Raw genomic sequence first — 13,963 nt, 5'->3', positions numbered from 1 at the left:
ATGATATTTTACCCAATCACACTTCCGTTTGGAACCGATGGATCTACTGTCAAGACAGTGAGTTTGCCGTCATGTTCTGCGGAAAGAATCATACCTTGGCTGACATATTTCTTCATCATCTTACGTGGTTTGAGATTAGCCACGACTTGAAGTTTCTTGCCGACCAATTCTTGTTCGTTTGGATAGAATTTAGCGATACCTGAGAGGATTTGACGATCTTCTCCGTCGCCAGCGTCAAGACGGAAGCGGAGCAATTTGTCTGAACCTTCGACCTTTTCTACTTCTTTAACTTCAGCAACACGGATTTCAACCTTGTCAAAGTCGTCAAATTTGATTTGGTCTTTTTCAGACTTAAGTTCAACCTCTTCTGGGTTCCATTCCTTCTCTTGAGGTTTGCCTGCGTTCATTTGAGATTGGATATAGGCAATCTCTTCATCCATGTCCAAACGTGGGAAGATTGGAGTTCCTTTTGAAACGACTGTCACATTCTCTGGGAATCCTGAAAGTTCAAGATTTTCAAGGTCAAACGCTCCTGACAATCCGAGCTGTTCCATGATGGCATTTGAAGTTGTCATCATGAATGGTTGGATGAGGTGGGCTACCACACGAAGACTAGCTGCCAAGTGAGCCATGACCGCTGCCAATTGTTCCTTGTCACCTTCTTCTTTGGCGAGGACCCATGGAGCTGTTTCATCAATATACTTATTGGTACGTGAAATGATGTTCCAAACGGCGTCCAAGGCACGTGGGAAATCTACAGCCTTCATTTGTTTGTGGAACTCTTCGATATTTTCAGCCACAACCTTAGCTAAATCAGCATCAAAGTCTGTAACGTTCTCAACATAGGCAGGCACTTGCCCACCGAAATACTTGTTAATCATGGCAACTGTACGGTTGAGGAGGTTCCCAAGGTCATTAGCCAACTCGTAGTTGATACGAGCCACATAGTCTTCTGGTGTGAAGGTACCATCTGAACCGACAGGAAGACTACGCATAAGGTAGTAACGGAGTGGATCAAGACCAAAACGCTCTACCAACATTTCTGGATAGATCACGTTTCCTTTAGACTTAGACATTTTACCGTCTTTCATGACGAACCAACCGTGGGCAACAAGACGTGTAGGCAATGGCAAATCAAGAGCCATAAGGATGATTGGCCAGTAGATTGAGTGGAAACGAAGAATATCCTTACCAATCATGTGAATAATTTCGTGGTTTTCATCATTTTGCCAGAACAAATCAAAGTTACCATGCTCATCCTGACCATAACCAAGGGCAGTGATATAGTTGATAAGAGCATCAATCCACACATAAACCACGTGTTTTGGATCTGACGGTACTTTTACTCCCCAAGTGAAGGTTGTACGTGACACAGCCAAATCTTCCAAGCCTGGCTCGATGAAGTTTTTAAGCATTTCATTCATACGACCATCAGGTTGGATAAATTCTGGGTGTTCTTTAAAGAAGGCAGTCAAACGGTCTGCGTAGTTGCTGAGTTTAAAGAAATATGATTCTTCAGAAACCAACTCTACTTCATGCCCTGATGGAGCTACCCCACCAATGACATTACCTTGCTCATCACGGTAAACTTCTTCCAACTGACTTTCAGTGAAGAATTCTTCGTCTGAAACTGAGTACCAACCTGAGTATTCACCAAGGTAGATATCCCCTTTTTCCAAGAGATGCTCGAAAACTTGAGCAACAACTTTTTCATGGTAATCATCAGTCGTACGGATGAATTTATCGTATGAGATATCCAAAAGTTGCCAGAGGTCCTTAACACCAACAGCCATACCATCCACATACTCTTGTGGTGTGATTCCTGCTTCTTCAGCTTTTTGTTGAATCTTTTGGCCGTGTTCATCAAGCCCAGTAAGATAGAAGACATCGTAGTTCATCATACGTTTGTAACGTGCCAAGACGTCACAAGCAATGGTTGTATAGGCAGAACCAATATGTAATTTACCAGATGGGTAGTAGATAGGTGTTGTGATGTAGAATGTTTTTGTCATTTTAATTTCCTTTCATGTGTTAACAAATGGGCTAACACTGATGATATAACATCTTATTATAGCACGTTTTGGACACTAAAAAAACCAGACTAGCTGGTTTTAAACATTACTAGTTTTGAAAGAGCTTTTTATCAGCTCTAACATCACGTTCATAGTCGTAGTCTAATTTCTTCACGTCATCCTCTGATAGGCGTTTGAAGCTTCTTTCTTCGATAAGTTTGCCTTTCTTATTATAAGTAGTGACAATTAATTTATCACCCTTAACCTTGTATCGAACGGTTTCTTCGAGAGACTCTTTGTAGGCTTTAATGTAAATCTCTTTACTTTCATCGTTATCAGCTTTAGTTCGATATTCACTAATTTTGTAGCGACTATCTACTGCTTGATTAATTACTTTGCTATATTCAGATAGCGACATGGTTAGTTTAAGTGTTCTAGACCAAGTGTCTGGACGGTAAGATCTATCTGTGTCATAATCTGAAAAATCAACTAGATTGTTCCCCCCTGCTAAGGTATAAAAATAGAATTTAACATTATCCCCTTTGACTTTAACAAAATCATGAGGCTCTAAGCCACTTTCCTTGAAAGATTCTATACCATCAACCATTTTCTTCTTATCTTTATGATAATAGCGATATGTTTCAAGCTGATAGGTTCCTTCAGGTATTTTACCACCTTGTAGGTGCATAAACTCATAGCCACCAAATGAAAGTGCCACTAGGACAATCGCTCCCACCACAGAAGCAATAATAATTTTAGCTTTCTTAGATAAGCCTGTCTTAGCAGGAGCAACTTGTGAAACGGCTTGTGTCACTTGATCACTCAACTGAGCTTGTTGAGGATTAACACCCTCGTCCTTAGACTCTTGAGAAATAAATTCCCCATTAGCTTTTGCTTGTTGGATTTCTTCCTCTATCGGCTTACGATTATTGATTGTTTCGAAATAATCTAACCACTCTTTTTCGTTCATAAAAGTCCCCTTTTTCATTGATATTTCCATTCTACCAGAAAAAAGACTCCAAAGCTATTTGACTATTTTCATAAAAAGAAAAGCGGTACCAGACTGGAGTTTTAGCTCTCCTTCTTGTACCACTTCATCTTGTTATGAAATAGGGTAATTAAATTTTATCACTAGATTTTTTGCTACTATCACTTGAATCTGATTTTGATCCACTATTCTTACCGTCATTATATCCGCCATAGGTATCACCATAGTCATTACCATAGCCATAGCCGTAATCGTAGCCATAACCATAATCATAGTAATCCTTGAAGTCATCATATTGATCACTATAAGTCTTCAAATCTTTCTTATAATCTTTGATGGCATCCTTATAGTCATCCCAGCGCTCCTCAGCGTCTCCCTTACTCATACGTTTATAAGTAATACGTGACTGAAGCTTCCCTTTTTTATCATAAGTAGTCAGAGTGTATTCATCACCATGCTTGACATAAGTACGTTTTTCCTTCAAGGTATCTTTATATTCTCTTGTTGTTTTTTTAACGACTTTATCAGCTGCCTCTTTGGTATAGAAGGAATAGTCTTTTCTCATCTTTTTCATGAAGTCTTTTGTGACATCTTCGACTTGATCCGCATTTAAAACTTGACTTTGTGTTTTATTCCACGGATCAAATACCTGAGGAACATCTGTCTCATAGTCCATCAAACTAACATATGATTTATTGTCACTCTCTACTAAATTGTAGGTTCTAGATTGATTGTTCTTTACAACTACAAAAGACTGAAACTCCAAATCTTCGTCCTTGTATTCATCTATGCCATCAACCATTTTATCTTTGTCTTCATCATAACGAGAGAAAGAAACTACCTCATATGTTCCATCTGCAATCTTACCTGATTGGTAGCGCCATAGTGAGTAGCCTCCAACGATAAGTAAAATTGCTGCCAAGGAACCTAAGACTGATGCCAAAATAATCTTAGTTTTCTTAGACATACCTTTTTTAGGGGGTACTACTTGTTGGAAAGTTGCTGCCGGTTGGGCAAACTGAGGCTGTTGCGTCATAGCAATTACAGGTTCAGCTGGTTTAATCGGTCTTTGCTCCGCCACTTGTCCATTTGAGCTAAAAACATTAGGTCGTTCAAGAATAAACTCGCCTGCTGCTTGAGCTTGAGATAACTCTGCGGGAGTTGGTTTACGACCGTTGACTAATTCAAAGTACTCAATCCACTCTTGCTGGTTCATAATAATCTCCTTTTTTATTGGTCTACTGTTCTATTGTACCAAAATAAATGGTGAAATAGTATTTGACAATTATCATAAAGACTGTAAGGTTTTTTAATAAAACATTTGGCTATGATTCTCGATAGTAAAGAGGTGCTTGATTGGTAAGTGAATCAACGCCAGATGAGATAATCCCCATCATGCCTTGAAAAATTATAATACTTCAAGGCATACTCATAATCCCAATCATAACCACTTTTGACCCCTTTGGCTTCCTCTGAGCTCAATCGTTTAAAAGTTCTACGCGACTCAATATGTCCATCATTAGTATAAACAGTCAGAACGAGACCATTAGGGCGCTTTTCATAAGTTCTTTTTTGCTTCAACATTTTTTTATAATCGTCTACACACCTTTGGACAGATACTTCCTTTACGTTTGAGTACTCCTCTCCCTTTTTAGAAATCTTATCAATATGAGAAATCACTAGAGCTTTATATTCAGAAACTGTTAAATCCTGTTTCAAAGTCCCTGTACGTGGGTCAAAAGTCTGTGGGAGCTTTTCATCGTGCTCAAATGGTGAGACAAAAGATTCCCCATCTCCCACAAAAACATAATAAAATTGAGATTTCATATTCTCAACAACTATAAAATCCTCATATAAGCTATCATTATTCTCTCCCCGCTCAGTCCTATTTATCAATTCATTGGAATATGCCGATTTATCCTCGTATTTTATCATCTGATAAGTACCATCTGGAATATAGTTCCGTTGATACTTCCAAAATCTTCCCTCTCCTATGGCAATCAAAACTGTCGCAACAAGTCCAAGCAATACAATGATAGCAATCTTCCATTTTTTTGCCTTAGTCATACCTCTCCCCTTCATATTAGCCTACTCTTTAATACTATTTTACCAAAAATAGAGAGGAAATCTGTGACTTGACTACCAAAGAAAAAGAGGTTGAGAACTCATACTCTCAAACCTCTTTTCAGCTATTTACTTTTTAAGATCCTCAGCACCAATGACTGGGTATTCGGTCAATCCTGATACTACTTCTTTAGCCTGGTCTGATTCTTCTGATTTTTTCTCAAGATCAAACTTAGGTGCATCTTTTTCATAAGCATTAATGATATCAGCTACTACTGGGTGACGTACGACATCACTAGCAGAGAAGTGAACAAAATCAATAGCCTTGATTCCCTTTAATTTCTCCATGGCATCAATCAGGCCTGATTTAACACGACGTGGCAAGTCAATCTGACTCATGTCCCCATTGACAATCATCTTAGAATTAAAACCAAGACGAGTCAAGAACATCTTCATTTGCATGATGGTTGTATTTTGTGCCTCATCAAGGATAACAAAGGCATCCTCTAGGGTACGACCACGCATATAAGCGAGGGGTGCAATCTCAATAATTTCACGTTCCATAAGGCGGGTCGTCTGCTCCTTACCAAGAATTTGATACAAGGCATCATAGACTGGACGAAGGTAAGGATCCACCTTTTCCTTGAGATCACCAGGCAAGAAACCAAGGCTTTCACCCGCCTCAACTGCTGGACGTGTCAAAACTATACGTTTAACTTGACCACGTTTAAGAGCTGTAACCGCAAGAGTAACCGCCAAAAAGGTCTTCCCTGTACCAGCTGGACCAATCCCAAAGACCACATCATGACTTTTGATGCTATCAACATAAACCTTTTGCCCCAAGGTCTTCACTCGAATAGGCTTACCACTGTTGTCCTTGATAATCTCTTCTTCATATAAAGCAACAAACTTGTCAATCGAACCATCTTGAGCCATGGTTAAGGCTGCGACAACATCTGAAGTGTTGACTAGCATTCCACGCTCCACTAAAACAAGGAGGGCTTGAATGGTCAAACGAGCCAATTCAACACTTTCCTCGTCATCTCCAAGGACCTGCACACGCTCTGTTCGAGCATGAATAATAACATTGAGGTTTTCCTCGATAAGTTTTAGATGGCGCTCATTGGTCCCAAAAAGTGACAAGACATCATCTGGGTGATTTAGGGTAATTTCAACAGAATACTCTTGCAAATAGAGTTCCTCTTTCTTTCGTCTTTTTCTCCATTATATCAAAAAAATCACGCCAAGCGTGACTTTTTATTATTCTGACTTATTCATTAAATGACACGTGAACGTGGTCATAGTGGTTTTCAGTAACGCTACCACGGTCTGGCATTTGGTTCCATGTGTTAGCTGGTCCGTAGATATTATCTACTGGTGCGTAGAATTGTTGTCTGTAGATGACATATGAGATACCTGCATTTGAGATATTGTCTACAGCATATTGAGCGACTTGATTACCAACTTCTGAACCAACTGGTACCATAACGTCAACGGCAAGTCCTTTACCATGGTCTTGTGGATCACCTTCACGGTAACCACCGATATCAGTAAGACCAAATTGTGCCGCTACATCTTGACGGAAAGCTTCAGCTTGTGGTTGAAGGTGTGGATCCGTTGGAAGTGTATTCGTTGATGCAGGTTGTGCTGCTGGTGCCTCTGAAGCTACTGGTGCTTCTGATGCCACTTCTGATGTTGCTGCTGGTTCTACCGCTGGTTGTTCTGCTGGCGCTTCTGAAGCAGCTGGTGCCTCTGAAACAGCTTCTGATGTTGCTGCTGGTTGCTCTGCTGGCGCTTCAGAAGTCGCTGGTGCTTCTGAAGACGCTTCTGATGTTGCTGCTGGTTGCTCTGCCGCTGGAGCTTCTTCTTTTACTTCAGGCTGTGCTGGTGTTTCAGCAGCTGGAGTAGTTTCTGCTTCAGGTGTAGCTTCTGCTGACGCAGTGACATGATCAATAGCATCAGCAACTGGTTGTTCAGTTTCTGCGTATGCTGGTGCTTCTGATGCTGATGCGATAGCTTCTGTTACTTCTGAAACAGCTTGAGTTGATTCTTCTGTAGCAGGTGCTTGAGTAGCTGTTGTGCTTACTGTTTCAACTGGAGCTGTCAAGTCCGCTGCAACTACAGATTGACCATTTACAGTCACTTCGTTAGTTGTTAAATTAGCTTCTGCAACTACAGGTGTAGTTGATGTTTCTGAAGCTGGAGCTTCAACTTTAACAGAGACAGCTTGATTATCAGCATTGTAAGTTGCTGTCAAGACTGTTCCAGGGTAAATCAAATCAATGTTTGTGATTTGATTGATGTTAGCCAAAACATTCACATCGATACCCATTGCTTCAGCGATACTTCCCAAAGTATCACCGTATTGAACTGTATAAGTTTGTTGGTTGTCACTTACAGCGATGTCTGCTTTGATTTGATCTACTGAACGAGCTGCCCAGTTTGAAGTTTCATCGGCATGTACGTGACTTGCAGCAAAAAGTGAAAGTGCTGCGGTCGAGTAAAGAAGTGCCTTTGTTGTTTTAGATTTTGATAACATGTATAATTCATTCCTTTTTTAACAATTTTAACATCTACAATGATACCACACTTTTTGTCAAAAAAGGGGTGATTTACTGCACTTTAAAGCAATTACTAACTAGTTGTAACAAGCCTAATTTATTGAAAAACAGCTGAGATATTTGTAAAAAATTGTAACAATTCATCTAGCTCAAATGGTAACTGCTTTTAAAAGAAAATGCTAAGAGTCTTTTTGCTTATCCTAGACTTAGTCGCTATTAATGAGCAAGATAGTCTTCCCAAATCTGATCAAACTGACCAAGATTAAATGAGAAACTAGCTTGATCTTCCAGGTAGCGACTGACTTCTTCGAAGTCATCTGTATGTTTAGGAAAGGTTGAATCTTCAAAAGCCAAGTCAGCCAAGATTGCTACTGGTTCATTTGATTTGGGATTACGCTGGGCCATGAGCCAAGTATAAAAGGATTTTCTCATACCTTCTCCTAACCGATTAATTCAGTTCCAAACTGATCTTGTTTGATTTTTTTGGCCTTCATCAGACCACCTAGAGCCTTCTTAAATTGACCCTTAGAAATACCGAAGGTTGCCTTGATATCTGCTGGTGATGACTTGTCATTAAGTGTCATAAAGCCACCATTGCTCTCTAAATAGGTCAAAATCATCTGAGCATCATTTTCAAGCATTTCAAAAGAACGCGGCTTAAGAGAAAGATTGAGGGTTCGGTCAACTTCTCTGAACCCAATCACACGCGCTTCAAGGACCTGACCTAAACGTGGCTCCGCATAACGTTCTGATGGATGGATGAAACCAAGCATGTTATTCTCTGGCAAATAGACAAAAGTTCCTGACAATTTGAGACGGTAGGCAATAGCTGGCCATTTTTGGTTTTGCATATTATCGTAAGCAGGTCCAGCCATACGTTGAAAGACCTCAGGTTCGGCAGGAAGTCCCCAAATACGGTCTTTTTTATCAACATCGAGTTTGATGTAGAGTTTATCCCCCTTCTTAGGCCAAAGCTCTTTGAGTTCTGGCAAAACATCGAGAGAGACAACAATCTCCTTATCTGGAATTCCTACGTCTACAAAGACACCCAAATCCTTACGAACTTCAGTGACCTCTCCCCAATCATAAGAATCGCGAGTTGCCTTGATTTCCTTTTGAGTCAGACGTGATTTTTGCTTGCTATCTGTATAGGCGAAACCTGTCACCATGTCACCAATAGCGTATTTCCCTTCTTCTTTAGACAAGGCAAAAGTCACACCGTCCTTTTGTACAAAGTAAAATTTATCATTTTCATCAGTTACTAGGGCAGTAATGATCGTTCCAAGTAATGTATTCATCTTTTTTCCTCTAAAAAGAGAGTCGGACAAGGAAGCTAACATAGTCCATGCTCTTTTGCTTCTGTCCCACTCTCCTTATTTTTCTATTGATTAAACAGTAAGGAGTTCTTTTTCCTTTTCTGCTGTCATGCTGTCAATCTTCTTAACAGCGTCATCAGTTGCTTTTTGGATATCTTTTTCCAAAGCTTTCAATTGATCTTCGGTGATTTCTTTGTCTTTTTCTTGCTTCTTAGCTTCATCCATAGCATCACGGCGGATGTTACGGATAGCGATTTTAGCATTTTCGCCGACTTTTTTCACTTCTTTAGCCAACTCTTTACGTGTTTCTTCTGTAAGTGCTGGGATAACCAAGCGCACAACAGAACCATCATTAGCTGGGTTGATTCCAAGGTCAGATTCATTGATAGCACGTTCAATATCAGCAATTGAACCTTTATCAAATGGTGAAATCAAAAGGACACGTGCTTCAGGAACGGTAATTGAAGCCAATTGGTTAAGTGGTGTTGGAGCACCATAGTATTCTACAGTGATGCGGTCAAGAAGTGAGGCATTGGCACGACCTGCACGGATAGAGCCAAATTCACGGGCCAATGACTCGTGTGAGTGGGCGAAACGTTCTTTTGCTTTTTCAATAATTGCGTTTGTCATAAATTCTCTCTTTCTTACTTGTGTGATTCTGCTTTGTTAGATACAGTTGTCCCAATTTGCTCACCAAAGATAACACGTTTGATGTTTCCTGGTTCGTTCATATTGAAGACAACAAGGTCAATGTCATTATCCATTGAAAGGGTAGAAGCTGTGGCATCCATAATTTTCAAACCACGTTTGATAACTTCCACGTGTGTCAATTCATCAAATTTGACAGCATCAGCGTTTTTACGAGGGTCGTCATTGTAGACACCATCAACGCCGTTTTTAGCCATAAGAATAGCATCAGCTTCAATTTCAGCTGCACGAAGAGCCGCTGTTGTATCTGTTGAGAAGTACGGTGAACCAATACCTGCTGCAAAGATAACAATACGACCTTTTTCAAGGTGACGAAGGGCACGACCACGAATATAAGGCTCTGCCACAGATTTCATATCAATCGCTGTCTGAACACGTGTATCAACACCGAGTTGTTTCAAACTATCTGCCATAACAAGAGCATTCATAGTTGTTCCAAGCATACCAGTATAGTCTGCTTGAACACGATCCATTCCTGCTTCAGCTGCAGGTTCCCCACGCCAAAGGTTACCACCACCGATAACTAGAGCAATTTGAATACCTGAATCCGCTACCTCAGCAATTTCTTTAGCCATAGCTTGGACAGTTGGAAGATCAATCCCAACACCTCGTTCACCAGCTAGAGCTTCACCTGAAAGCTTAATGAGGACACGTTTGTATTTTGGTTCTGCCATGATTTCTCCCTATTAACTATTTTGTTTTATGATTTAATTCTTAGCTGAGATTCATCTTTCCTAAGTCGTCAATTACCATCCTTTTAAGGTGGTTAAGGGGCTTATTCGAGCAACTCCTTTTTATGATTAGGATAGGAAAATGTTTTCTTTTTTTGCAAAGAAAACACTAAATCTTCATCCTTACTATTTTATCATAAATTAGGGTTTTCACCTAGTCAAATATTTAAAAAATATCCTTACAAGATAACTGTAAAGGTGATGGTGTCATTTTTATAAGAGGCAAAGATACGTCCCTTAAATAATTTGACCATACTTTGAGCCATGGACAGGCCAATGCCAAAACCTTTGTGTTCTTTGTTATTATGGGATTCTTCAATACGATAAAAACGCTCAAAAAACTTGCTATAGTCAACAGCCTTACCTTCTTTATAGGTGTTTGACACTTCTAAACGAACCCGTTTTCGCGTTCTTCCAATCTGACGAAGTCTTACCGTAACTGTCCCTTCTGGATCACAATACTTGTTAGCATTATCCACAAGGAGAGTCACAAGTTCAAAGAGAGACTTCTCCTCTGCCTTTACATGAATATTCGGTGTGATGTCCATGACAAAAGATTTACCGTCTCGAACGACAGGTCCCTTAAAGTCCTCTGCTGCATCCTCAGTAATATAGGAAAAATCGACATCTTGAAGAACGATATCCGGCTGCTCCTCCAGACGAGATAGGGCTACCAGAGAATTGATTAGAGTAGTCAAACGTGCCACCTGGTCATTCGTTGACTTGGTCCATTCGTTCTCTCCAGTCATGAGTTCCTGTAGCTCCGTATTGGCAGAAATAATGGCCAATGGTGTCTTTAATTCATGACTAGCATTGGTAATAAAACGTCGCTGCTTTTCGTAGTTTCGAATGAAGGGACGAATGACGATTCCTGATAAGGCACTGACAATGACGACAAAAAAGATAAACCCAAACAGTGATAAAAGGATAGAAAGACTGAGCAAGGCTTGGGAAGAATTGTAATAAGAGGTCGTGTCCAGGAAGACCACAAGAATCTTATTTTTGCTGACTTTGCTAACCTGATAACTCAGATTGATATTTTTTTCTCTAATTGTTCCAAGAGTATTCGTCATACGGCTAGCTGCAAGTGCATAGCTAACAGCTTCTTCATCATCTATTAAAGAAGTATGGCTGGTATCCTGACTGACCACTTTATCACCAGATAAGGTCACACTGAAAAAACGAAAACTATCCAATGGAATTTCATGCCCTTGATTGGTCTCAATTTTTTTAGTTTTTCCGAAACTACCATTATTTTCTGTAAGCGTGTTGAGAACCTTACTAATTTCCTGTTCTGTCTGAAAGGACCTCACAGTATTGATGATTCCCACTGTAAAAACCAAGATAAAGAGAATAGCCAAGGAAGCAATCGTAATAAATTGAAGTCGTAAACGTCTAAACATGAACTACTCCTCTCTAATTGGCAAGAAGGCAAAAGTCACCACCCTTTTCACCAAGAATGCTGATATCAGCCTGGATAGCTTGCAATTTCTGACGCAAATAAGAAATATAGACCCAGACAATCGATTCGTCCACATCTTCCTCATCATCCCAGATGGTCTTAAAAAGGTGCTCAGTCGTTAATTTCTTGGCAGGATTGAGCATGAAGTGGGCCATTAACTTGGTCTCTCTGCTCGAAAGTCTAATGGCGTTGCCAGCTACCAACTCCTGTTCCTCCTGATCCAAACGTACAGAACCAAGTGTCAAAATTTTGGCAGTAAAGGTCTCACTAACACGACGCTCTAGCGAGCGCAAACGAGCCAAAAGTTCCTTAAGAGAAATTGGCTTGGTCAAGTAATCGTCTGCCCCAGCGTCAAGTCCTGTCACACGATCATCAACTTCAGCCATGGCAGTCAACATAATGACATGCGTCGTATTCCCAGAGGAGCGAATCTCTTTCAGGGCCTCAATACCTGTTTTAATGGGCATCATGATATCCATAATCATTACTTGATAGGCATTCTGTGCGGCTAGGTCAACTGCCTCTTGACCGTTAAAGGCCTGATCCACCTCATAGCCTTGATGCTCAAGAGCCGCCTTGTAAACTCGAGAAAGAGCTTCCTCATCCTCAGCTAGTAGAATTTTCAAAGCCATTCTAGTCCCCTCCTTCTTGAATTAAGTTACGGATGGTCTGCATGGTCAAATCACATGAAGCTAATTCATCCGCACAGCGCTTAAGCTCACGGGTAATCATTTCTGGATTCTTGATATCATGCTTGTACTTCATCTGATGCTCCAAACTGGCCCAGGAATCCTGAGCGATGGTCCTAAGCTGAACCTCAACAAAATAGGTTCCTCTCTCATTTCCTAAGACATCTGGAAGCTCGGTTTCTACTTCCAAAATGAGATGGTAAGAACGATAACCATTAGGCTTAGCATTTAAAATGTAATCTTTCTCGTTGTAGATAGAGACGCCAGGGATAGTCTTAATGACATCGATAGTCTTGTAAATATCATCGACAAAGCCACAAACAATTCGAATCCCTATACTGTCACGGATTTCCTTGAGGGCAGACTGGCTGGTTTCAGGTAAATTTTTTCGACGACACTTTTCACGCATAGAATCGCTCTCTTTGATTCGTGAAATAAAATGTTCATAGAGTTTGAAGCCTGTTTCTTTTTTGCTAGTAATATTAGCCGCAATAATCGGGTCTGTTATTTCTTGTAAAATCTTGGGGAGATACTGAGCATATTCCCCATAAATACTTGGAGTTGACATATAAACCTCCTCTAATAGCGTTTCTTAATTATAGCATAGATAGGCTTAAAAATAAGGAATGAGCGAGACAAGAAGGACTCTAAAGCTAAGAAAAAAATCCAGCCGAAGCCAGATTCAATTTGCTTATCTAAGTTCAATTAACACAAGGCTATGCATCAAGTGGTTTGACAAAAGGCCAGTTGCCTAGTTTGTGTGTTTCATAGGTCAAGACCTTATAACCACATTGCTTGTAGCCATTTTTCTCATAGAAAGGCACATTGTAATCGCGATTGGTAATCAAGCCAAGACTACGACCTCCTGTACTACGTACAAAAGGTTCAACCCCTTCAAGCAAGAAACGACTTCCTATACCTTTTCTTTGATAATCTGGAGTTACTGCTAACATCATCAGGTACCAATCGTATTCTGCAGAATCCTCCAGATGTCTTTCAGACTCTTCAACAAAATTAAAGTACTTAAACAACTTAGTGATGCTTATGAAACGGAAAAGCTTGGTCGCTCCGTTCTGGAGATAGTTAAGCATAGAAATCGTCTGATGCTGTAAAATAGCTGCCGCAACAACGCGACCATCCTTTTCAGTCACCAAACATGAATCCATCTTTATAGCTAAACGCACCAACATTTCCTGCAAGGCTAAGACAAATTCCTCATACTGTTCAGGCTTCTTTAAATTAGTGGCAATCATTGAAAGATAGGGATAATCTTCAAAGGCATCTGCACATACTTGTGCCACTTCCTGAACTTCGTCTAGTCTTGCTTTACGATATTGCATCTTAATCTCCTAATCTGTCTGTTTTTTTCAGTATAACACAAAACGCATGACTGACAGTCATACGTTCTATGGTTTTTTGTAAAATCTTATAA

Annotated in this window: 14 protein-coding genes; all 14 read right to left on the bottom strand. The window is 40.2% G+C overall.

All coding sequences use genetic code 11. From position 1 onward, the window contains the following. Positions 1-8: 8 nt before the first annotated feature. Positions 9-2,012 carry a methionine--tRNA ligase gene (gene metG, locus AX663_RS09830; protein WP_060973363.1) on the bottom strand — a complete coding sequence of 668 codons (2,004 nt, stop codon included), beginning with the start codon at positions 2,010-2,012 and terminating at the stop codon, positions 9-11. A 109-nt stretch (positions 2,013-2,121) separates the two neighbouring features. Further along, complete coding sequence (locus AX663_RS09825) at positions 2,122-3,000, bottom strand: hypothetical protein (RefSeq protein WP_060973362.1); 879 nt, start codon at positions 2,998-3,000, stop codon at positions 2,122-2,124. A 130-nt stretch (positions 3,001-3,130) separates the two neighbouring features. After that, the gene (locus AX663_RS09820; protein ID WP_060973361.1) at positions 3,131-4,216 is read right to left on the bottom strand and encodes a hypothetical protein; all 1,086 of its coding nucleotides are present in this window, start codon (positions 4,214-4,216) and stop codon (positions 3,131-3,133) included. A 152-nt stretch (positions 4,217-4,368) separates the two neighbouring features. Then, on the bottom strand, positions 4,369-5,067 hold the full coding sequence (locus AX663_RS09815) for a hypothetical protein (RefSeq protein WP_060973378.1): 699 nt from the start codon (positions 5,065-5,067) through the stop codon (positions 4,369-4,371). 126 nt (positions 5,068-5,193) lie between these two features. Further along, positions 5,194-6,255 (bottom strand): PhoH family protein, encoded by a 1,062-nt coding sequence (locus tag AX663_RS09810; RefSeq protein ID WP_060973360.1) that lies wholly within the window; start codon positions 6,253-6,255, stop codon positions 5,194-5,196. Between the two features lie 79 nt (positions 6,256-6,334). Further along, on the bottom strand, positions 6,335-7,603 hold the full coding sequence (locus tag AX663_RS09805; RefSeq protein ID WP_021144621.1) for a LysM peptidoglycan-binding domain-containing protein: 1,269 nt from the start codon (positions 7,601-7,603) through the stop codon (positions 6,335-6,337). Between the two features lie 238 nt (positions 7,604-7,841). Next, positions 7,842-8,057 carry a YozE family protein gene (locus AX663_RS09800; RefSeq protein ID WP_002885591.1) on the bottom strand — a complete coding sequence of 72 codons (216 nt, stop codon included), beginning with the start codon at positions 8,055-8,057 and terminating at the stop codon, positions 7,842-7,844. 8 nt (positions 8,058-8,065) lie between these two features. Beyond that, positions 8,066-8,923, bottom strand: coding sequence for an RNA-binding virulence regulatory protein CvfB (gene cvfB, locus AX663_RS09795; protein WP_037599563.1), 858 nt, complete (start codon positions 8,921-8,923; stop codon positions 8,066-8,068). A 90-nt stretch (positions 8,924-9,013) separates the two neighbouring features. Then, a complete protein-coding gene (gene frr, locus AX663_RS09790; RefSeq protein ID WP_002885567.1) occupies positions 9,014-9,571 on the bottom strand; it encodes a ribosome recycling factor in 558 nt (185 codons plus the stop codon). A gap of 14 nt (positions 9,572-9,585) precedes the next feature. Further along, on the bottom strand, positions 9,586-10,323 hold the full coding sequence (gene pyrH, locus AX663_RS09785) for a UMP kinase (protein ID WP_002885551.1): 738 nt from the start codon (positions 10,321-10,323) through the stop codon (positions 9,586-9,588). Between the two features lie 236 nt (positions 10,324-10,559). After that, entirely contained in the window at positions 10,560-11,783 is a 1,224-nt protein-coding gene (locus tag AX663_RS09780; RefSeq protein ID WP_060973359.1) for a sensor histidine kinase, read from the bottom strand. Between the two features lie 13 nt (positions 11,784-11,796). Then, entirely contained in the window at positions 11,797-12,474 is a 678-nt protein-coding gene (locus AX663_RS09775; protein ID WP_060972076.1) for a response regulator transcription factor, read from the bottom strand. Between the two features lies 1 nt (position 12,475). Beyond that, the gene (locus AX663_RS09770; protein WP_060973358.1) at positions 12,476-13,099 is read right to left on the bottom strand and encodes a GTP pyrophosphokinase; all 624 of its coding nucleotides are present in this window, start codon (positions 13,097-13,099) and stop codon (positions 12,476-12,478) included. Between the two features lie 148 nt (positions 13,100-13,247). Next, positions 13,248-13,871: a GNAT family N-acetyltransferase gene (locus AX663_RS09765; protein WP_060973357.1), complete on the bottom strand. Its 624-nt coding sequence runs from the start codon at positions 13,869-13,871 to the stop codon at positions 13,248-13,250. Positions 13,872-13,963: the final 92 nt, after the last annotated feature.

The sequence above is a fragment of the Streptococcus sp. CCH8-H5 genome (assembly GCF_001556505.1).
Taxonomy (GTDB): Bacteria; Bacillota; Bacilli; order Lactobacillales; family Streptococcaceae; genus Streptococcus.
The sequence above is the reverse complement of the archived record's forward strand: the minus strand, read 5'-3'. Positions and strand labels throughout refer to the sequence as shown.